Raw genomic sequence first — 20,589 nt, forward strand, 5'->3', positions numbered from 1 at the left:
ACCTACAATACGTTGGAATGAATATGATCATGTTACAAAAAAATGCTTCATAATTTACTTATGAAGCATATATATTGTTAGTCCAGCTGTGTTCCCAGGTATTCCCATTCCTGCAAAGCGGTATCTAAGTCTTCTTTTGTTTTATTATAGGTCTCCAAAGTTTCATCAGAAGGATTTTCTTTGGTAAAAGAAACTTCCATTTCTTCAATTTTTGTTTCCAGCTCAGAGATTCTCTCTTCTACCTTTTTAATTTTATTCTGAATATTTTTCTGCTCCTTACTGATTATCGTCGAAGATTGATTATTGCTGACAGCCGGTTTTTCTTCAACCTTTTTCACTTCCGGCACCTCATTATGAAGTTTTGCTTTTTCAGCAGAAATCTCTCTGATGCTTTCTTTCTGTCTGTATTCAAGATATTCATCAATATTCCCAAGGAATTCTTTCATTTTTCCATCACGGAATTCAAAGATCTTATCACAAAGCCCTTGTAAAAATTCCCTGTCGTGGGAAATAACAATTAAGGTTCCTTCAAATTTCTGCAAAGCCAGCTTGATGATTTCCTTCGACTGGATATCAAGGTGGTTGGTAGGCTCGTCCATAATCAGCGTATTAAACGGACGTAAAAGAAGTTTACAAAGAGCCAGACGGTTTCGTTCTCCTCCGGAAAGTACCTTCGTCTTTTTAGTAACGGCTTCTCCCTGAAAAAGGAATGATCCTAATAAGTCTCTTACTCTTGGCCTGGTTTCTTCTGTTGCTGCATCTTCAGCTTCTTCCAGAACAGTTTTATTGGGAGTTAATACTTCTTCCTGGTTTTGGGCAAAATACCCGATGTTTACGTTATGTCCTAAGTTCCAATTACCTGAATAGTCTTTAATATCTCCGGCAAGGATTTTAGCCAATGTAGTTTTTCCCTGTCCGTTCTGTCCTAAAAGAGCAATCCTGTCTCCTCTCTGGACAAAAAAATCTACATCATCAAAAACAGTTTTATTTCCATAGGATTTTCCAAGTTTTTCTGCCTCAAAGATCACTTTTCCAGGCACAACAGACTGAACGAAACGGATATTAAATTTTGAAACATCTTCATTATCTACTTCAATACGTTCAATTTTATCCAGTTTTTTAATCAATGACTGAGCAAAAGATGCTTTGGTAGCACTTGCACGGAACTTATTAATATTGTCCTCCATCTGCTTGATTTCTGCATCCTGATTCTTTTTAGCCTGAATCAGTTTCTCACGACGCTCTTCGCGCATGATCAGATATTTGGAATAATTGGCTTTATAGTCGTCAACTTTCTTATTATTGATATCAAATGTTCTGTTACAAACTGCAGTCATGAATTGTTTATCGTGGCTTACAAGCACAATAGCTCCCGGATAGTCTTTTAAAAAGTTTTCAAGCCATATGATAGATTCCATATCAAGGTGGTTGGTAGGCTCATCGAGAAGCATAATATCATTCTTCTGCAATAAGAGCTTTGCCAGCTCAATCCTCATTCTCCATCCTCCTGAAAATTCATCGGTGATTTTTTGGAAATCGTCTGCTTTAAATCCTAAACCAAACAATACCTTCTCCATATCCCCTTCCAGATTGTAGGCATCATGATTCATCAAAAGATCATTCAACTCAGTCATTTTATTGATGAGATCCGTATAAGCATCACTTTCGTAGTCAGTTCTGGTAGCCATCTGGTGGTTTACCTCCTCAAGCTCATTTTTCCATGCATTGATCTGCTCAAATGCCTGCATGGTTTCATCCCATACCGTTCTGCCCTTTACAAAGTCAAGATCCTGCTTCAGAAACCCTATTGTAATATTTCCTTCCGGCACAACATTTCCTTCGTAGAAATTAATTTCTCCGGATAACATTTTCAATAATGTGGACTTTCCCGCACCATTTTTTCCTACGAGACCTACTTTATCATCTTTTTTAATGGTAAAATTTACATTTTGAAACAAATAATTTCCCGAGTGATGTAATCCTAAACCTTGAACCGAAAGCATTTTAAGTAATAATTAATGATGAATAATGAATTTTCGGGTGCAAAAATACGGAAAAAGAAATGAATAGCCCAGAAATAAAAAAACTGTACAAACAGACAGTTCTTTTTAAGCTATACCCGTATTTATTACAAATCACATACATTAAAAGGGAACATCATTATAATGTCCCCTAACCTAAATTAAAACTGAGAAGTGACTGTGTCTGACTATTAATTTAATTTAATAGCCGGTATTTTTAGGATAGAACGAATCCAGAGGTCATTGTTTGGAACACTGGTTCCGTAAAGAAAATCTGCCACAAAACTATCTTCCGGAAGATGAAGTTCAACACAAAGCCTGGTCTGGTTTTCAATATCTACAGAGATACTGCTGGAAACATTCAAGCTATTATTAATCAGCTCTGCATTAATTTCATTTTTTGTTTTTTTCAGCAAAGCCTTACTATATAAACCAAAATTTGAAGAAAGATGAATATAATCTGCAAGCTGATCATATCTATACATCGGTTTTTTATCTGTCAAAAAGCATTTAAGATATTCACTCAGCTCTGTGTAAAAATGATTAAGGGAAGAATGCCTCTCATCATCAAATCCAAAATATAATTCCGATAAGCCTGCATCAAAAACCATTGCCATCTGGTTGGTTTCTTCCATCATTAATTTACCATAAATCTTTGAAAGATGGTTATAGACTTTATCTCTGCAGACATAAGCCTGATAGAAATTATTTTCAGCTTCAATATGATACCCCGAAAGCAAAGTATCCCAAAGTCTGTTTCCTACAGAATCTGTTTTTGTATTTCTTATATCTGACACATAATTATGTAGATCTTTACTGTTTGTAAAATCTGTAGAAATATAAACAGATTGCGGACCTTCAAGATATCCGCCTCCTACATCTGCGTGAGCTCCGGGGACAAACAGCTCTTTCCATATAGTGGACTGTTTTTCGCTTTTCTTATCCTGTATACTTTTTGTATTTTCAAAAAAACCGGTAAGCGGAAAAAAAAATCTGGATTCATGCAATGCACAAAAATGTAATGCATGTTCTATTTTCTCAGATAAATTTAAATCATAAGTATTAAAAGGTCTGGATTCTACCGTATCAAAAACTCCTAAAAACTTAATCTTGCTGCAAATTTCAGAATAACGGAATGAGAGCAGATTACAGAAAACCCTGGCCAGCATTCCTCCCCTTCCAAATCCGTAAAGATAAAAGTGATATTCATTATCATTATTTCTAATAATCCCGTCAACAAAAGCTTTTGCTTTTTCTATTTTATCGTCAGAAGAATATCCGGAGCCATACGGAGGGTTTGAACACGTTGCCATTGCAAAATTATTATCTTCAGTACCTGTTACAGTCCCTATTCCCTCAATATATATTTTTTCATCCCCTTTAAATATATTATATAATCTGTACATATTGGTAAAAGCACCATAATAGCTTTCATTATTCTTCTGTGGTTTATTTGGTGACAAAGCATTTACTCCATTATTTCCGGTACCATCAAAGAAGATTCCAACGGATATTACACTACTACTCTTCATTTTTTTTCATTAATGTTACTGAACCTCTGCATTACACATTTCAGATTTCATCCAATCCTCTGTTAAGGACGTTCCCAAAGTAACAGAAGAAAGGCAGGGTATGGTAGAGTAGAAAGTACCAAATAAAAAATTCCGTATTTCTACGGAATTACAATTTATCTGGTGTATAAATATTATTGATGATGGCATAAATAACAATTCCTACCGTATTTTTGGCTCCTATTTTTTCCAGGATCCTCTGTCGGTGGCTTTCCACAGTCCTCGGACTGATAAAAAGTTTTTCACCTATTTCATTATTGGTCAACTCCTGACAAATAAGCCTTACGACATCCTTCTCTCTTTCAGACAGCTCATCTTCAGTATCAAAAAGAGACTTTTTCTTTACCGGACTGTTCATATAGGTGAATAACATCTGATGATCTTCAGCAGTAAAGAAAACTCCATTTTTATGAACCATAGTAATGGCCTCAATAAACATTTTCTTGTTTGAATTTTTAGGGAGAAACGCCGAAACTCCCAATTTGACCATATATCCTAAAATAGAGGTCTTATAATGGGAAGAAAGAATAATGATTTTAAGATCCGGATATTTTTCTTTAAGTATTTCTACCAGTTCAAATCCGTTCATGGGTTTCATCTGGACATCAACAAGGGCAATATCCGGAAAATCATATTCTGACAGCTTTTCCAGCTGCTCTATAAAGTCCGGTCCATTATCCGCAGTAAGACTTACTGATAAATTCTTTTCACTTGCTAACAGCATTTTTATTCCTTCCAGAATCAGCTGTTCATCATCTATCAGGGCTATTTTGATTTGGGAACTCATTATATTTTGGAATTTTAATGATTAGACGGCTTCCTTTACTTAAAAAAGTTTTCTTCCATTTGTGTGTGGCATTCATTGATTTGATGCGGGACTCTATATTTTTAATCCCCATTCCTTTTTTAACCTGATCATACTCAAAACCCTGCCCGTTATCCGAGATGATCACAGCCATGTCCCGGGAGTAATCTTTTATATAAATACATATTTCTGAAGCATCAGAGTGCCTGATCACATTGGTTGTAAATTCCTGAATAATCCTATACAATTGTACCTCTACAAAAAGATCTTTCTTTTTATATCCGGGCATTACCTGCATGGAAATATTGATTTTATGGGAAAGATTGGCAATCAGTTCTTCTACATACAATACCAGCCCCACCGATTCAAGATTTACAGGATATAATGAGTGTGAAATACTTCTGGCAGCATCAATCAGGGCAGACATCTGACCGTAAATATTTTTTTTGATCACCTCATCACCTTTGGTATCGAGATTATTAAGCCATAAAGAAAGGATATTAAGCCTGTTTCCTATGTCATCATGAATCATTACGGCTATTCTTTTTCGCTCTTCCTCCTGAGCCTTAATATTTTCCAGCACCAGTTTTTTTTGATGAAGAACTTCTGCTTCATGTTGAGCATTTTTTTCTTTGATGATTCTGCTGATAAATGATCTGTAGGCAATCAGAATAAAAGCTACTATAATTGTTATGGTAACAATTATAAGGATCAAAAGGTTAATATTTAATGTTATTTCTTTAATTTGATAAATGTATATAAAAATGAACAGTATAAGATGCCTGAAAGAATATTGTTTACACTAAAAATGATATAATAGCCGTCTTCTGACAGATTGGTAATCTGATGCTGAACGATAAAAATAAACACAGAAACGGAATAGTAGAAAAAAATACAGGCGTCCACCCAGAGGAACCGGTTTTGAAATGAGGTATCTCTTATTTCCCGGATGAGTGTAAATCCTGAAAGGCATATTATAATAATATTTGAAACTACCTTGGCGATATCAGCATTAAATGGGAAATTAAACCCATATTTTAAAACCATAAATCCACCTGCCAGCAATGCAATAACTCCCAAAAGATATTTAGGAAGCTCCAGTTTTCTTATAAACAAAGTTGAGAGCAAAAAAAATTCTCCGGCGATGTAAAAAGGATAGAGAAAAGAAGTATTATTAAAATTGAATACATACGGAAGAACAAGATTCAGCAGCTCAATCAAAAAAAGAAAAGCAATACAATGCACATATTGCCTCTCTTTATTATTCAGCAATACATATTTGCTCACTCCCAGCAGTATAACTGATAGCAGTAAACCATAATTCAGGAACAAAATTGCTTTATAAAACCCAGCCATTCCTCTGCATATAATTATTCAACACCAGGAATACGGCAAATAGGCGGGCATGGCTTCGCCCAGTCATAGGTATTGGCAACAGTTAATGCACTGCTACCCGTATTTTCAAGATTTTCAAGAAAAGAAATAAAAATAAGCGTAACAAGCATTCTTTCATATATCTCATTATACCTTAGTCCGAATGAACATACTATTTTTGTCAGCCCCTTGTTTGACAGGCATAAATCTTCTGTGGGTACATAAAATTTTGTAAAAATCCGTGCTCCTTTGTAATCTGTGCATTCGCGGTAAAACCAGTCCATCCCTTCGTTTCTCCATCTTTCAATAGCTTCCACAGCTTTATCCTGCTCAAGGACAGGTTTACTGGAGATAGGGAATGACATATCCGCATTCTTATCAACACGCTGAAGATCTTTGGACAGGATTGCATTTTTCACAATAGTATACTGCTGGATTTCCTGCAGACTCAGATCATTTTCTAACGGACAAAGTACACAGCAGGGATATTCTGCCATCTCTTTTTTATATCCATTTTGATCCATCGGATAGAGAATAAGGATCAGCCGATCTTTATACACTCCTGCTGCTGCACAAAATTCCTGGTATCCACTGTTAGCTCTCATCCAGTCCAGATGCGCTTTCCTGATTTCAAAAATATAGTTCGCAGGTATTAACCTCTTTAGTTCAGAAAAATTAGAAAGGTGCAAACTCCATTGATCTGTTGCTGCCTTACATTCTTCTTTAGGAAGCATGAAATTTTCATTATCTAATATTGTCATAATCATGGTTTTTAGTTGTATAAAAATATACAAACTCCTCATGTTATGCAAATAAGAATTTTAATTAATAATTTCTTACCGTAATATGATAACAACTTTGTTGCTTTTCTTTAATGTAATAAATTCTACCAGAATTTGCATAGTACTTTAAAACTTTCTCCAAAGCAGCTTCCATTTTCGGGTTATATTTTAAAACATTATTGAATCTTACGTACGAAATATCAAAAGAATTACCATAATTGTGTGAGCTTATCCCCAAAGAAGCATTAGAATTCACTTTTCTCAGACGACACTGATCTTCAAGTGTTCTTGTAATGGATGACACAGTGAATGTTGCTCCTTTGGTATCTTTACTGAATTTGCTTCCTATTTTTTCCAGGGTAGTTTTTGCTTTGGAAACCATATAGGCCCGGCTATAATCCAGTTTCTGAACATGATATCCCTTTCCGCTTTTTTTTATTTTATGAAATTTCCCGTTGTTAATATACTTCTGAACAGTTTTTGTGTCTTTCAGCAACTTCACTCCAAAACTTTTTGAAGCATCAATATGGGGTTTGTAAAGAGCTGTAGGCTCAACTTTTATAACTGTTGAAAGATCATAGCAGGGAAGGGCTTTTTTAGCTGCCTGCGAATAATGTAAGGTATAAATAAAAGGTACAAAGACCACACAAAGAAACTTTCTCATTAACTCCTTTTAAATGACAAACAAAAGATAAAACAATTATGTTATATCTTTCAATTCCGATAATAATACTATTTAAATAAATCCCAAACAAACTTCAAACCAAATTGTTGAATTTACATTTTTTACACTCCTATTTTTGAAATATTTTTTCAGATTTAACTTTTTACTTTAAGATATAAATTTTACATTTGAGATACATTTAAAAAATAAACAACATGATAAAAAAACTTTTTGCTGAATTTTTCGGCACATTTTGGCTTGTTTTCGGAGGTTGTGGAAGCGCTGTTTTTGCAGCCGGAGTTCCCGATATCGGCATTGGACTTTTAGGAGTTGCTTTAGCCTTCGGTCTTACAGTTCTCACTATGGCTTACGCTGTAGGGCATATTTCCGGGGGGCACTTTAATCCTGCTGTGTCTTTTGGTCTTCTGGCAGGTGGAAGGTTTTCGGCAAAAGATCTGGTTCCTTATATCGTAGCACAATGTCTGGGTGCTCTTGTCGCTGCAGGGTGTTTATACACGATCCTTAACGGGGCGGGAGCTGTAGATTTTTCGAAGCCTGGTGATTTTGCAACCAACTTCTACGGGGAAGCCGTTTATAACGGAAAGGCATTTAGTATGGGGGCTGCATTTCTTGCCGAGTTTTTGTTAACAGCTTTCTTTCTTATTGTGATTATGGGAGCTACAGACAGATGGGCTAACGGAAAATTTGCCGGTATTGCTATTGGCCTTGCCCTTACCCTGATTCACCTGATCTCTATTCCGATCACCAATACTTCCGTGAATCCTGCAAGATCTCTTTCTCAGGCAGTATTTACAGGTGGGCTGGCTATGTCGCAGCTTTGGTTGTTCTGGGTTGCACCTATTCTGGGCGGGGTTGTAGGAGGATTAATTTACAAATTCCTGCTTCAGAGAGATACTAATGAAATAACAGATTAACTGTATTATAAATAAAAATCCTGTCGCTGACAGGATTTTTTATTTTTTGTTTTTAATTTCAAACGGGTTTTTAAAAATAAGTTCTTCATGTTTCCCTTTGATTTCCATCTTGCGTTGAAGCAGGTTCAGCGCCATTTTTCTGATAAAAAGATCCTTATCGTTCAACTTCCAATAAGAGTCTTCATGAAGTTTCCTGGGGGCACGCAACAGATAAAATTCTGTATCCCACGTATCAACATTGTGATAAAATTCAATTATTCCGCAGTGTTCCGGAATCAGGCTTTGATCCACCATTCCCATTGGCAATAAAAAGCTGAATGCATTACATACATAATCTCCACATGAAATTTTATCATGTTTCAAAAATTTTTCCCCGGTTTCTTTATTGAGATACGATTTTCTAAAATCATTTTTAAAGTCGCTTTTTGAAAGCTTGATCTCTATTTCATGGCTGAATCCATCAGAATCAATAACAAGTATATCAGCTTCCCAATCAGCCTGAAAATAATTGGTAAGAACAAGTTCTTTTTCAAAGTCACAATGCGAATGGATATAAGCATGAATAAGTTCTTCTATTTTGATCATTGGTAATCAATCATATGTTGTGCAATATAAAAGTATTAGTAACAAAAACCAAAGCCAGCACCAGGAGTTAAAATTACAAGAATTATAATCTTCAAAGATCAGCAAACGGAATGAAATCTTTATGTTTTCTCCTTTCCTAACTTACCAGCAAACTGCATCCTCTGATGTCAGAGTGGTCTATTCTTCCGAGTACCTGAAACTTATTTCCGGTAATTTTTCCAAGATCCTGAGTTGCTATAAAAGAACAGGAATGAATATTTGCAAGATCTATAATATTGATTGCTCCGGTTCTTCCGTCCTGTTCATACGCTAAAGGATCTTCTGCATTTCTGATCAGAATTCTCATCCATCCCGGACATTCATACTCATTATTTCCCAGAGAATACGCTTGTGAAAGAAGCTCTGTCATAGAATATTCTGAATAGATTTTATCTGTCTTAAAACCTTCCTGCAGAATTTTCAGGAGCTCATCTTTTGTCATTTCTTCTTTACGTCCTTTCATTCCCCCTGTTTCTATAATTGTCAGATTTTGAGATCCGGAAACTGTTAAGTTAAGAGATTCTGCAGCATCTAAAAAATCAAGCAGGGCAAAGGATACTCCGAAAAGGATCACATTTTTATCATGTAACTGATGTAATAGCTCAAAAAGTTCGGAATGATTATAAAGGAAATAACCGTTTTCAGGCTTTGCAGATTTTTTCATCAGATAATTTACCATATAGATTAATGATGAATTCTGTCTCTCCAGATAACTGGGAAGCAATCCTAAAAAAATAAAGTCTTCCGGTTTTCCGATAAACTGTTCAAAACTCTTATAAATACTTTCTTCATACAAATTCTCATCTGCAATAAAGTGTCTCGAAAGATTCATCTGGGTCGTTCCTGAACTTTGAAAATACAGGCCCGCCGTCATATTCCGATCCAGAATTTTATGATTTTTGAACATCTCTATAGGCAGAAACGGAATCTTCAAGATGCTATCAACCTCATCGGGATTAATTTTCAAAAAATCAACAAACTGTCTGTATATTTCAATATTTTCATATTGATACCGAAAGGTTTTCAATGAAGCATCCAGGAATTCCTGCTCAGTTTGTATGTTGAATATATTTTCCAATTTTTAAAACTTTTTTCCTTTTTTAACTCTGAAACTCAGATTTTCAAAGGGAATATTTTTTATTTCTATTTTTTTTTGCTTGAAAATTACACTTTGGTAAACTTCTTGCAATAACTTATCCGGAATATGGATTAAAAACAAGAATAAGCTTAGGTTTATTCGAAAATCACCTCTTTCAGGGGTGATTTTTTTATTTATCGTAAACTCTTAATTCAAAATCTTTTTCAAAAACACCAAAAGTATAATAGGAAATCCAGTCTCCAAGATTGATATATTTTGAATTATTTTCCAGTTCCAGCACCATTGGAAGGTGGCGATGTCCATATATGAAATAGTCAATTTTTTCGGTTTTCAGTTTTTCCTTGGAATAGATAATTAGGAATTCTTTATCCTCTCCCAGGAAAGCTTTATCTTCTTCTCCTGAAATCATTTTATTCTTTTGGGAAAGATATAAAGCAATTTTCATCGCAATATCCGGATGAAGCCATTTAAAAAACCATTGGGCAACAGGATTGGTGAATAATTTTTTCATTCTTTTATATCCTTTGTCTCCGGGGCCTAATCCATCCCCATGGGCCAGTAAAAACTGTTTTCCTCCCATTTCAAAATATTGCTTCTGATAAAAAACAGTACATCCTATTTCTTCTTCCAGGTAATCTTTCATCCACAGGTCATGATTCCCAACAAAGAAATAAATATGAATTCCCTTGTCTTTCAGTTCTGCAATTTTCCCCAGAACCCGTACATAACCTTTAGGTACAACATGCTTCCATTCATGCCAGAAGTCAAAAAGATCGCCCATTAAAAACAAAACCTGGGCATCTTCTTTCACCTCATCCATCCAGCGTATAAATTTCTCCTCCCGCACCCGGCTTTCTTTGGGGGTTGGAGCCCCAAAATGCTGGTCTGAAGCGAAGTATACTTTTTTTCCAGGTTCTAAATTAATTATTGTTTTTAACACCGTCTGAGTTTTGTAAAGTCATTATTGATTATCTTCTGCAAACCATTCTCCATAAGAATTTTCGGTCTCATGAAGTTTAAGATAAGCCAGAGATATTCCGGCAGGAAGTTTTGATTTGATTTTTGCAGCAATAGCATACAACATATTTTCACAGGTTGGCTGGAAACTACAATAGATTACTTTATGTCCTTTCTGCTCCAGATCATCTCCCAATTCCTTATGGGGTGATAAAGCATTAACAAGAACCGCATGATCCCAGACATCTACAATTTCAGATTTTACAATACTTTTAATATCTCCAAAATCGACCACCATCCCGTTTTTGGGATTCTCTATATCGTTAATTGGTTTTCCTTTCACTGTTACAAACAGCTTATAGGAATGTCCATGCATATTTTTACACTTCCCATCGTAATTGTAGAGCACATGTGCGGTTTCGAATGTAAAAATTTTTGTAATACGTATCATGTTGCAAAGATATGACAAAACAGCTAAACACAGAAAAGACTGTTTCTATTACAATGATATTGAAATATACCTTTTATCCATTCTGTGAACTTAATTATTATGAGGTTTAAAATTTTTACAGGTATGCTGAATTTAAATATTCTTCATCACCATGGTTATGATAAATTTTCCAGCCAGTTACTCCCCAGCCTTTTTATCTTTTTGGTTCCAGGATCAAATAAAACCCAAAGTGTGCTTGAATCCACTAAAAGCTCGTTATTACAATAGAATTCAACTTTTCGGGGTTGTTTAGCTCCTTCAGGAAACCCGGGATATGTTTTAACCGTAATACTATCATTCAGATAAGCTTGCTTTTTATATTGAATATGATGATCTAAAAGCATCCATGCATCATTGATATACTCCGTTCTCTGCTTTAACAGGTTCCAATGCTCCGCAGCTATTTCTTCCACCCAGTGAACATATTGCACGTTATTTACATGGCCATTCTGATCTATATGCTCTTCCGTGACCCTGATTTCTTTCTGATATACTAAATCCATTGTTTCATCGTCTTTACTATCAAATATATGAACTTCTACCTCAACTTTTGTATCACATCAAGGAGAATCTCCTTATAATTACATCTGTTTGCACTTACTGTAAAAGCTTCAGAAAAAAGAAAACCTTCCCGGAAACAGGAAGGTTAACATCAAAAAATATGGAAAAAATGACGATTAATGAGTTAATGAAATTGTGCCGTTTCCGTAGAGTCTTTCATCGCAACAGTAGCAGAAGAACCGTTTGTAACAATATTCTGTACTTCATCAAAATACCCCGTCCCTACAAAAGACTGATGCTTCACTGCCCTGAACCCTTTCTGCTGCAATGCAAATTCACGCTCCTGAAGTTCAGAATATCCTGCCATACCTCTTTCTTTATAAGCAGAAGCCAGTTCGAACATAGCGGTATTCAATGCATGGAATCCTGCTAAGGTGATGAACTGGAATTTGTATCCCATTTTTGCAAGCTCCTCACGGAAAACAGACATTTCTTCAACACTAAGTTTTGCCGCCCAGTTGAAAGAAGGTGAACAATTGTAAGCCAACATTTTACCCGGAAACATGGCATGAATTCCTTCCGCAAACTTTCTTGCCTGATCTAAATCCGGATTTGAAGTCTCCATCCAGATCAGATCTGCATAAGGAGCATAAGACAGCCCTCTGTCAATCCCTTGTTCCACCCCATTTCTTACTACATAAAATCCTTCGGAGGTTCTTTCTCCCGTTACAAATTTTTTATCTCTGTCATCAATATCTGAAGTCAGTAAATCCGCAGCATCAGCATCTGTTCTCGCAATAATAAGGCTTGGCACTCCTAAAACATCTGCTGCCAAGCGTGCTGCAATAAGCTTATTCACGGCTTCCTGGGTAGGAACCAATACTTTTCCGCCCAGATGTCCGCATTTTTTTGCAGAAGAAAGCTGGTCTTCAAAATGAACTGCCGCTGCTCCTGCTTCAATCATTTGTTTCATCAGTTCAAATGCATTAAGGTTCCCGCCAAAACCGGCTTCAGCATCAGCAATGATAGGAACCAGATATTCTTTATTACCGGTTCCGCTTACTGACTGAATCTGATCTGCCCTTAATAAGGCATTATTAATTCTCTTTACTACAGCAGGCACTGAATTGGCAGGGTATAATGACTGATCGGGGTACATTTCCCCGGACAAATTAGCATCCGCAGCAACCTGCCAGCCTGAAAGATAAATAGCCTCCAACCCCGCATCTACCTCCTGTACAGCCTGATTCCCTGTAAGTGCACCAAGCCCGGCTACATAATCCTGGCTATTTAATTTATCCCAGAATTTTTTGGACATTTCAGTAGCAATGGTATAATCAATTTTATACGAACCTCTTAGTTTTAAAACTTCTTCTGCGGTATACGGCCGCTTTATACCTTTCCAACGTGGATTTGTCAGCCAATCTTGCTCTATCGCCCGGATTTGTTCTTGTCTTGATTTCATAATATTTGGATTTTGTTGATTAAAAATATTTTTAGCACACTGAAAAAGAGAATACAGAACTGAGAAACAATATAATTGTTCCGTTTTATCGGTTTACAGTGTTATGATTATATAGCCTGCTAAATAAAAGGATATGCCTTTAAGGTTAAAAATTCTTCAAAATTTTCGGCAAACACCAGTTCATTGAAAAGTTCTTTAGCCAGATTGAATTTGCCATTTTTAAAACGTTCTTCTCCGACATATTTTTCGATATTTTCCATTTCTTCGGTTTCCCATTGCAATATCATATTTCGTGTCAGCGTACGGTCGTCAGTTAAAACGGCTTCATTCTTCAGCCATTGCCAGATTTGTGTTCTTGATATTTCTGCGGTTGCTGCATCTTCCATCAGGTTATAGATTGCTGCTGCACCAATCCCCATCAGCCAGCTTTCAAGATAAAGAATTCCTACATTGATGTTTTTTCGTACTCCTTTCTCTGTAATTTCCCCTTTAGGGATTTCAAGCAGGTCATTTTCTTCAATATGATAGTCAAACTTTTTATCAATCTGATTTTTCGAAGGCATATACTGGTCAAAGACCTCTTTAGCAACAGACACCAATGCCGGATGAGCTACCCAGGTTCCATCATGCCCGTTTTTTACTTCACGTTCTTTGTCACTTCTGACTTTTTCAAAAGCAATCTTATTGGCTTCATGATCATCTTTTACAGGAATCTGTGCAGCCATCCCACCAATAGCATGTACATTCCTTTTATGACAGACATCAATCACCCTTTTTGAATAAGCACTCATAAAAGGGGAAGTCATGGTTACCTGATCCCGATCCGGAACTATAAATTCCGGAAGATTTCTGAATTTCTTGATATAGGAAAAAATATAATCCCATCTTCCGCAGTTCAATCCCGCACTGTGGTTTTTTAATTCATATAGAATTTCGTCAAGCTGAAATGAAGCAGTTATAGTTTCAATTAAAACCGTGGCTTTTATTGTCCCCTGCGGTATCCCAAGATAATCCTGGGCAAAAACAAAAACATCATTCCACCATCGTGCTTCTTTGTAGTGTTCTAACTTGGGAAGGTAAAAGTAAGGTCCGCTGTTTTTTGCCAAAAGGCTTTTTATATTTCTGAAGAAGTAGATTCCAAAATCAGTTAGTGATCCGGAAGCTTCTTCTCCATTAATTTCAATATGCTTTTCAGGAAGGTGCAAGCCACGAGGACGGACCAGTAGAACTGCAGTCTTTTCCTGAAGAGCATATACTTTTCCATTTTCATTGGTAAAATGAATGTTTCTGTTGATAGCATCTGACAAATTGATTTGTCCCTGAATACAGTTTTTCCAGGTTGGTGCGCTGCTGTCTTCAAAATCTGCCATAAAAGTATAGGCTCCCGAATTCAATGCATTAATAATCATTTTCCGATCAACAGGACCTGTAATTTCCACCCTCCGGTCTAATAAATCTTCCGGTAAGGAAGCACACTTCCACTCTCCTTTTCTGATTTCTTCCGTTTCTTTTAAAAATCCCGGAAGATTACCCCGATCAAATTCCTTCTGAGCTTTTTTTCTTTCCTCTAAAAGCCCGGATCTTCTATCATTAAAATTCTGATGAAGTACAACCAGAAACTCAATCAAATCGGATGTCAGGACTTCTTCAAACTGCTCCGGATGATTAATCTTTAATTGTGTCTTAGTTTCCATAACCTGTTGATTTTGTGATTTGATATTACAAACATAAATAAAAATTTTCACAATTAGCGAACGTTCGCTAATTTTTTTAAAAATTTATTATGCGAATAATCGCATCTATTATCTATATTTGGATAATGAATTCTGAGAGTGACTTTATCAAAACGGTTTTTGGACTAAAACTGAAGCAGCAGAGACAAAAGAAAAACTGGTCCCTGCAGGATCTTGCCGTGAAGACCGGCTTATCAAAATCTTATCTTAATGAAATTGAAAATGGAAAGAAATATCCGAAACACGATAAGATCATTCAGCTTTCTGAGGCTTTACACTGTACTTATGATGATCTTGTTTCAACAAAGCTTGACAAAAGTTTAGCCCCTTTCAATGAAATTCTCCAGTCAGATTTTTTCAAAGAAGTTCCTCTCGAGCTATTCGGAATCAATAAAAACAATCTTATCAGTATCATCAGTGATGCTCCTAAAAAAGTAACAGCTTTCATCAATGCCCTGATTGAAATATCCCAAAACTATAATCTGGGAAAAGAAAGATTTTATTTTGCCGTTTTAAGATCTTTTCAGGAGCTGTATGATAATTATTTTCCGGAAATAGAAGAGAAAGTAAGATTTTTTATTGAAGAAAATCAGCTACAGGCTGATAAAAATTTAAAACCAGAAGCATTACTAAGTATTCTTGAAGAGAAATTTGGTTATCATATCCAGTCTGAAAATTTTGAAAAATATGGTACGCTAGACCATCTCCGTTCTCTGTATATTCCCGAAAGGAGGCTTTTGCTACTTAATAAAAAACTTGAAAAAGACCAGAAAACCTTTATCCTTGCTAAAGAGATTGGCTTTAATGTCCTGGAACTAAAAGTACGTCCCAATACCTATTCATGGCTTGACTTCGGAAGTTTTGAAGAAATTCTGAATAACTTTTATGCCTCTTATTTTGCCGGTGCTCTATTAATTCCTAAAGAACCTGCAATTGAGAAAACACTGGATTTTTTCAAACATAACCAGTGGGAAGCTTGTAATTTTGAAGGATTGATCAATAACTTCACCAATTCTCCAGAAACGTTCTACTACCGCCTGACCAATATCCTTTCCGCTGAAATGGGGATAAAAGACCTGTTCTATCTGTGTCTGGTTAAAAAGAAAAATTCTGAAAAAATACAGATTCTCAAAGAGCTTCACCTTAATCACCAACAGGCTCCTCACGCCAATGCTACCAATGAACATTATTGCAGAAGATGGATTGCAGTAAAAAACCTTCATCATTTAAAAGAGAATGAAACTTTAACGGATGCTCAGATCTCTCATTATAAAGATCAGGGAATAAGCTATCTTGTTATCTCAACCTCACAGAAAAATCCTTTTTCTGATGGAAGTAACCGAAGTTATTGTCTTGGTATTTTACTAAATACCCAAACCATTAAAAGAATCAGTTTTATTAAATCTCATTCTTTAAAAACCATCAATGTAGGAGTTACCTGTGAATCCTGCAGTATAGCTGATTGCGAAGTAAGACAGGCCCCTCCGGTCCGTTTGGAAAAGGAGCACTTCAACCTCAATATGAAAAATTCAATTGAAAAAATCAGAAAGGATCTCTGAACTAATATGTACGATTAAGACTATGTGAATAAGCTAGAAAATATTTTGTCAGAGAAAACTATTTCTTACCTTAGCAAAAACACACAAATGATTCTTGATCTCCTTTTTCCCAACCGATGCGTTGGCTGCAACAGAATTATTGAAGCAGACATTCTGGTTTGCGGCCTATGCTATAGCCATATCAACTTCACACACTATGATTATTTTAATAACAATCCGGTTAAAGAAAAATGTAATCTGCTTTTCCCCACTGAAAATGCTTATGCCTTAATGCAGTTTGAAGAAGAAAGCCTTAGCAGAAAAGTTATTCACGAACTCAAATATAAAAGCAGGGAAAAGACCGGAAAAATTCTTGCGGAATGGGTTACTGAACGTTTAGATTTCAAAGACCTGAAGCCTGACCTGCTTGCAAGTGTTCCGTTACATCCGAAGAAATTACGAAAAAGAGGCTATAATCAACTTCATCTCTTCACAGAAACCTTATCACAATTTTATAAAATACCTTTTGATCATAATCTGATTAAAAGAAACCATAACACACGGGCACAAGCTTTAAAGGATAAGAAACACCGCATTGAATCATCAAATATTTTCTCACTTAGCCAGCCTGTTTCCGGGAAGCATATTCTTATAATTGATGACGTTTTTACAACAGGAAATACCGTCTCATCCATAGCATGGGAGATCTTAAATGCAGATAGCAATAAGGTAAGCATTCTGGTAATTGCAGTTGACCTGTAATAATTTTCCGGACTTACTTCATACCTGCCTGTTCTTTCAAATCTTTTTCCTAATTTTCCGGAAACTAAACAATCATGCCACATTTGATTTTACTGCACGGAGCTTTAGGCCACAGCGACTTGTTTAACCCCTATTTAGAGAAACTATCACCCTATTTCTCTCTTCATACTCCTTTGTTTTCTGGACATGGAAACAGTGAGCTGCCTGAAAATGGTATCAGCATTCAAAGATATACACAGGAGTTAACTGATTACTGTAAAAAAAATAATCTGACCGATGTACGTATCTTAGGACATAGCATGGGAGGATATATCGCCCTCTGCTATGCCATGACAAATCCTGAAAATGTAAATTCCATTATAACCCTGGGAACAAAGTTTGACTGGACTGAAGAACAGGCTTTAAAGGAAAGTAAACTGCTAAATCCTGATATCATTCTTGATAAAGTTCCGCAATATGCACAACTCTTAGAAGCTCAACATGGTTCTAAATGGAAAGAACTTCTGTCTTCCATCGCTGATTTAATGATTGGATTAGGAAAAAATCCACCTTTGGAAAATAATCTTGCAACCATCAATATCCCGATACAGATTATGGTCGGGGATAAGGATAATATGGTTACTGTTGAAGAAAGTTTACACGTTTACAGAAATCTTCCTGATGCAAAGCTGGCCGTACTCCCGGATACAAAACATCCGATGGATAAGGTACGACCACAGCTGTTACTGGATTTAATAAAAGATTTCTGGAATCTTTCTTAAATTATCGTTGAAGCTTTTCTCCATAACTTAAATCACCAGCATCTCCCAATCCAGGTGTGATATATCCTTTTGGTGTTAATTGTTCGTCAATTGCCCCTACCCAAATCCTAGCATCAGGATAGGCATTCTGAACAGTTTCAACACCTTGTCTGGATGCAATTGCTGCTACAATATGAAGCTGGGTTGGATTTCCGTTGGTCAGCAGGTCTTTGATCGCTTCAATAAGAGAAGCACCTGTTGCCAGCATAGGATCTGCAACAATCAATGGTCTTCCTTCAATACTCGGACAAGTCAGATAATCCTGTTTGATAGAGAAATAATCATTAGCATCATGCTTTCTGTAAGCAGCTACAAAACCGCAATCGGCCCTGTCCAGATAACTTAAAATCCCTTCAAATAAAGGAACCCCGGCCCTCAGGATAGTTGTAATAACCGGTTGTACTGCAATTTCTCTGCTTTGAATCGTATCCAACGGGGTCTGGATTACAACATCCCTGTATTCAAGTCCTTTACTGATTTCAAAAGCCGCAATTTCTCCAATCCTTTCCATATTTCTACGGAACCTCATCCGGTCATGCTGAACTTCAACATTCCGAAGTTCATTAATCCATTCATTAACAAGAGAAAAATTTTGTGATAAAATAGTAAGCATGAATATCTTAAGTTTTTAAATTACAGTTAATCGACACTAATCCCTGCAAAATTACAATTAAAAAACGGATCTGCAGACGGGTATCGAAGTGAATGCATAGATCTATAAAAAATCTGGCAAGGATATTTCCTCACCAGATTTTATTAAAAGTCATTTTATTTTTGTCTGAAATATACTTCAATAGGAACTCCGGTAAACCCGAATTCTTTTCTCAACTGGTTTTCAGTAAATCTTTTATACGGTTCCTTCACATACTGTGGCAGGTTACAGAAGAATACAAACTGCGGAGATGGTGTAGGTAGCTGAACACAATATTTGATCTTAATATACTTCCCTTTGTTTGCAGGAGGTGGCGTCTGCTCAAAAATCGGAAGCATTACTTCATTTAGTTTTGAAGTCTTGATCTTCTTTTTACGGTCTTCATAAACTTCCATCGCCACTTCCACTGCCTTCAGAATTCTCTGTTTCGTTAATGCAGAAACAAATAAAATCGGGATATCCTGGAATTGTCCTATTTTATCTTTAATAGATTTTTCAAAGTCTCGCATGGTATTGGTTTGCTTATCCTCAATCAAATCCCATTTGTTAACCAGGATCACAATTCCTTTCCTGTTTTTCTGCGCTAATCCGAAAATATTCATATCCTGAGACTCCCATCCCTGGGTAGCATCTACCATAATAATGACTACATCAGAGTATTCGATGGAACGGATGGATCTCATAACGGAATAAAACTCCAGGTCTTCGTTCACCTTGGATTTTTTTCTCATCCCGGCAGTATCTACCAATACAAATTCATGTCCGAACTTGTTATATAGTGTCTGAATACTATCCCTTGTAGTTCCTGCAATATCTGTCACAATATTTCTTTCTACATCCAGTAAGGCATTGGTTAATGTAGACTTTCCTACATTTGGACGGCCGGCAATAGTAATCTTAGGCAATCCTTCAAACGGATCTTTATATTCCGTGGTTGGAAAATCTTTAACAATATCATCCAACAAATCTCCGGTTCCTGAACCTGTTGCGGAGGAAAGTGTATAGTATTTTTCAATTCCCAATTGGTAAAACTCTGTTGCAGGAAGTTCTTCTTTTGCAGAATCTACTTTATTTACCACGATATAGATAGGCTTTTTGGATCTTCTCAAGAGCCTGTAAATCTCATGATCCGTATCAGTAAGGCCTTCTTCAACATTCATCATAAAGATAATAGAAGTGGCTTCATCCACGGCCAGCTGTACCTGTTTACGAATTTCTTCTTCAAAGATATCATCAGTACCTACATCATATCCTCCGGTATCAATAACTGTAAAATCTACTCCATTCCAGTCAGACTTCCCATAATGACGGTCTCTGGTTACCCCGGCTGTAGAATCTACAATAGCCTCTCTTCTTTCTAATAAACGGTTAAAAAGCGTGGATTTTCCTACATTGGGACGCCCAACGATTGCAACAATATTTGACATAAAAAAATGTTTAATAATCCTTTATAATACAAGGATATGTTATTAATGGGTTACTCCAACTTTTGGAGCCCAATTTTTTTGCAAAGATAAGACTTTATTATTTAGTATTAAAAGGTTCCTCTTTTTGTGATTTTCAAACAAAAAAAATAAATATTTGGATATCAACCAGTAAGCTCTTTTCCACAACAATTGTATCAAATATTCTTTAATTTTGATTTTTATATTTAAAATAATTTCTATAATTTCGCGGCATTGTAACAGACCCATGGTGTAGCGGTAACACTACTGATTTTGGTTCAGTCATCTGGGGTTCGAATCCCTGTGGGTCTACCATCAACATTAACAGTCTTCTGATGACCAGGAGACTGTTTTCTGTTTTTATAGCGTTA

The 20,589-nt window shown here is 36.1% G+C and carries 20 protein-coding genes and 1 tRNA gene; 5 read left to right on the forward strand and 16 right to left on the reverse strand.

What is annotated here, in order from left to right; translation table 11 throughout:
• Positions 1-77: 77 nt before the first annotated feature.
• The 7 genes from DRF59_RS07255 to DRF59_RS07285 form a co-directional block, all read right to left on the reverse strand.
• The gene (locus tag DRF59_RS07255) at positions 78-2,003 is read right to left on the reverse strand and encodes an ABC-F family ATP-binding cassette domain-containing protein (RefSeq protein ID WP_115958266.1); all 1,926 of its coding nucleotides are present in this window, start codon (positions 2,001-2,003) and stop codon (positions 78-80) included.
• 209 nt (positions 2,004-2,212) lie between these two features.
• A complete protein-coding gene (locus tag DRF59_RS07260; protein WP_115958268.1) occupies positions 2,213-3,553 on the reverse strand; it encodes a T6SS phospholipase effector Tle1-like catalytic domain-containing protein in 1,341 nt (446 codons plus the stop codon).
• A gap of 148 nt (positions 3,554-3,701) precedes the next feature.
• The gene (locus tag DRF59_RS07265; protein ID WP_115958270.1) at positions 3,702-4,379 is read right to left on the reverse strand and encodes a response regulator transcription factor; all 678 of its coding nucleotides are present in this window, start codon (positions 4,377-4,379) and stop codon (positions 3,702-3,704) included.
• Entirely contained in the window at positions 4,345-5,112 is a 768-nt protein-coding gene (locus tag DRF59_RS07270) for a sensor histidine kinase (RefSeq protein ID WP_241505498.1), read from the reverse strand. The genes DRF59_RS07265 and DRF59_RS07270 overlap by 35 nt, the downstream gene beginning before the upstream one ends.
• A 17-nt stretch (positions 5,113-5,129) precedes the next feature.
• Positions 5,130-5,753: a hypothetical protein gene (locus tag DRF59_RS07275; protein WP_115958272.1), complete on the reverse strand. Its 624-nt coding sequence runs from the start codon at positions 5,751-5,753 to the stop codon at positions 5,130-5,132.
• 14 nt (positions 5,754-5,767) lie between these two features.
• A complete protein-coding gene (locus DRF59_RS07280) occupies positions 5,768-6,532 on the reverse strand; it encodes a hypothetical protein (RefSeq protein WP_241505499.1) in 765 nt (254 codons plus the stop codon).
• 64 nt (positions 6,533-6,596) lie between these two features.
• Positions 6,597-7,217, reverse strand: coding sequence for a DUF5715 family protein (locus DRF59_RS07285; protein ID WP_115958276.1), 621 nt, complete (start codon positions 7,215-7,217; stop codon positions 6,597-6,599).
• Between the two features lie 218 nt (positions 7,218-7,435).
• Between DRF59_RS07285 and aqpZ the strand changes: the two genes are divergently transcribed.
• Entirely contained in the window at positions 7,436-8,152 is a 717-nt protein-coding gene (aqpZ, locus tag DRF59_RS07290; RefSeq protein WP_115958751.1) for an aquaporin Z, read from the forward strand.
• A gap of 39 nt (positions 8,153-8,191) precedes the next feature.
• Here the strand turns inward: aqpZ and DRF59_RS07295 are convergent, their stop codons facing one another.
• From DRF59_RS07295 to aceB, 7 genes are all read right to left on the reverse strand, one after another.
• Complete coding sequence (locus DRF59_RS07295; protein WP_115958278.1) at positions 8,192-8,737, reverse strand: hypothetical protein; 546 nt, start codon at positions 8,735-8,737, stop codon at positions 8,192-8,194.
• Between the two features lie 136 nt (positions 8,738-8,873).
• Positions 8,874-9,854, reverse strand: a complete 981-nt coding sequence (locus tag DRF59_RS07300) for a LuxE/PaaK family acyltransferase (protein WP_115958280.1) — start codon at positions 9,852-9,854, stop codon at positions 8,874-8,876.
• A gap of 190 nt (positions 9,855-10,044) precedes the next feature.
• Positions 10,045-10,815, reverse strand: a complete 771-nt coding sequence (locus tag DRF59_RS07305) for a UDP-2,3-diacylglucosamine diphosphatase (RefSeq protein ID WP_185144907.1) — start codon at positions 10,813-10,815, stop codon at positions 10,045-10,047.
• Between the two features lie 21 nt (positions 10,816-10,836).
• A complete protein-coding gene (locus tag DRF59_RS07310) occupies positions 10,837-11,283 on the reverse strand; it encodes a 6-pyruvoyl trahydropterin synthase family protein (RefSeq protein ID WP_115958282.1) in 447 nt (148 codons plus the stop codon).
• Positions 11,284-11,438: 155 nt separating this feature from the next.
• Complete coding sequence (locus DRF59_RS07315) at positions 11,439-11,825, reverse strand: acyl-CoA thioesterase (protein ID WP_115958284.1); 387 nt, start codon at positions 11,823-11,825, stop codon at positions 11,439-11,441.
• Positions 11,826-12,007: 182 nt separating this feature from the next.
• Complete coding sequence (aceA, locus tag DRF59_RS07320; protein ID WP_115958286.1) at positions 12,008-13,288, reverse strand: isocitrate lyase; 1,281 nt, start codon at positions 13,286-13,288, stop codon at positions 12,008-12,010.
• 119 nt (positions 13,289-13,407) lie between these two features.
• Positions 13,408-14,982 carry a malate synthase A gene (gene aceB, locus DRF59_RS07325; RefSeq protein ID WP_115958288.1) on the reverse strand — a complete coding sequence of 525 codons (1,575 nt, stop codon included), beginning with the start codon at positions 14,980-14,982 and terminating at the stop codon, positions 13,408-13,410.
• Between the two features lie 125 nt (positions 14,983-15,107).
• Here aceB and DRF59_RS07330 point away from each other — a divergent pair, with 125 nt between their 5' ends.
• The 3 genes from DRF59_RS07330 to DRF59_RS07340 all read left to right on the forward strand — a co-directional run bounded on the left by DRF59_RS07330 (position 15,108) and on the right by DRF59_RS07340 (position 18,082).
• Positions 15,108-16,580: a helix-turn-helix domain-containing protein gene (locus DRF59_RS07330; RefSeq protein WP_115958290.1), complete on the forward strand. Its 1,473-nt coding sequence runs from the start codon at positions 15,108-15,110 to the stop codon at positions 16,578-16,580.
• An 87-nt stretch (positions 16,581-16,667) separates the two neighbouring features.
• Positions 16,668-17,321, forward strand: coding sequence for a ComF family protein (locus tag DRF59_RS07335; protein ID WP_115958292.1), 654 nt, complete (start codon positions 16,668-16,670; stop codon positions 17,319-17,321).
• 74 nt (positions 17,322-17,395) lie between these two features.
• A complete protein-coding gene (locus tag DRF59_RS07340; protein WP_115958294.1) occupies positions 17,396-18,082 on the forward strand; it encodes an alpha/beta fold hydrolase in 687 nt (228 codons plus the stop codon).
• Between the two features lies 1 nt (position 18,083).
• On the opposite strand, the gene upp is transcribed toward DRF59_RS07340, so the two are convergent.
• Together upp and der are read right to left on the reverse strand one after the other, a co-directional pair.
• Entirely contained in the window at positions 18,084-18,734 is a 651-nt protein-coding gene (upp, locus tag DRF59_RS07345; RefSeq protein WP_115958296.1) for a uracil phosphoribosyltransferase, read from the reverse strand.
• A 155-nt stretch (positions 18,735-18,889) separates the two neighbouring features.
• Positions 18,890-20,200 (reverse strand): ribosome biogenesis GTPase Der, encoded by a 1,311-nt coding sequence (gene der, locus DRF59_RS07350; protein ID WP_115958298.1) that lies wholly within the window; start codon positions 20,198-20,200, stop codon positions 18,890-18,892.
• A 259-nt stretch (positions 20,201-20,459) separates the two neighbouring features.
• Between der and DRF59_RS07355 the strand changes: the two genes are divergently transcribed.
• Positions 20,460-20,533: transfer RNA gene (locus tag DRF59_RS07355), tRNA-Gln, on the forward strand.
• Positions 20,534-20,589 lie beyond the last annotated feature (56 nt).

Origin of the sequence: Chryseobacterium flavum (assembly GCF_003385595.1) — a bacterium.
GTDB lineage: Bacteria > Bacteroidota > Bacteroidia > Flavobacteriales > Weeksellaceae > Chryseobacterium > Chryseobacterium flavum.

What these genes read in the sequence shown, in the direction of transcription:
- DRF59_RS07255 (WP_115958266.1), bottom strand. Translation starts at nt 2,003, where the DNA reads ATGCTTTCGGTTCAAGGTTTAGGATTACATCACTCGGGAAATTATTTG.
- DRF59_RS07260 (WP_115958268.1), bottom strand. Translation starts at nt 3,553, where the DNA reads ATGAAGAGTAGTAGTGTAATATCCGTTGGAATCTTCTTTGATGGTACC.
- DRF59_RS07265 (WP_115958270.1), bottom strand. Translation starts at nt 4,379, where the DNA reads ATGAGTTCCCAAATCAAAATAGCCCTGATAGATGATGAACAGCTGATT.
- DRF59_RS07275 (WP_115958272.1), bottom strand. Translation starts at nt 5,753, where the DNA reads ATGGCTGGGTTTTATAAAGCAATTTTGTTCCTGAATTATGGTTTACTG.
- DRF59_RS07280 (WP_241505499.1), bottom strand. Translation starts at nt 6,532, where the DNA reads ATGACAATATTAGATAATGAAAATTTCATGCTTCCTAAAGAAGAATGT.
- DRF59_RS07285 (WP_115958276.1), bottom strand. Translation starts at nt 7,217, where the DNA reads ATGAGAAAGTTTCTTTGTGTGGTCTTTGTACCTTTTATTTATACCTTA.
- DRF59_RS07295 (WP_115958278.1), bottom strand. Translation starts at nt 8,737, where the DNA reads ATGATCAAAATAGAAGAACTTATTCATGCTTATATCCATTCGCATTGT.
- DRF59_RS07310 (WP_115958282.1), bottom strand. Translation starts at nt 11,283, where the DNA reads ATGATACGTATTACAAAAATTTTTACATTCGAAACCGCACATGTGCTC.
- DRF59_RS07315 (WP_115958284.1), bottom strand. Translation starts at nt 11,825, where the DNA reads ATGGATTTAGTATATCAGAAAGAAATCAGGGTCACGGAAGAGCATATA.
- aceA (WP_115958286.1), bottom strand. Translation starts at nt 13,288, where the DNA reads ATGAAATCAAGACAAGAACAAATCCGGGCGATAGAGCAAGATTGGCTG.
- aceB (WP_115958288.1), bottom strand. Translation starts at nt 14,982, where the DNA reads ATGGAAACTAAGACACAATTAAAGATTAATCATCCGGAGCAGTTTGAA.
- DRF59_RS07330 (WP_115958290.1), top strand. Translation starts at nt 15,108, where the DNA reads ATGAATTCTGAGAGTGACTTTATCAAAACGGTTTTTGGACTAAAACTG.
- DRF59_RS07335 (WP_115958292.1), top strand. Translation starts at nt 16,668, where the DNA reads ATGATTCTTGATCTCCTTTTTCCCAACCGATGCGTTGGCTGCAACAGA.
- DRF59_RS07340 (WP_115958294.1), top strand. Translation starts at nt 17,396, where the DNA reads ATGCCACATTTGATTTTACTGCACGGAGCTTTAGGCCACAGCGACTTG.
- upp (WP_115958296.1), bottom strand. Translation starts at nt 18,734, where the DNA reads ATGCTTACTATTTTATCACAAAATTTTTCTCTTGTTAATGAATGGATT.
- der (WP_115958298.1), bottom strand. Translation starts at nt 20,200, where the DNA reads ATGTCAAATATTGTTGCAATCGTTGGGCGTCCCAATGTAGGAAAATCC.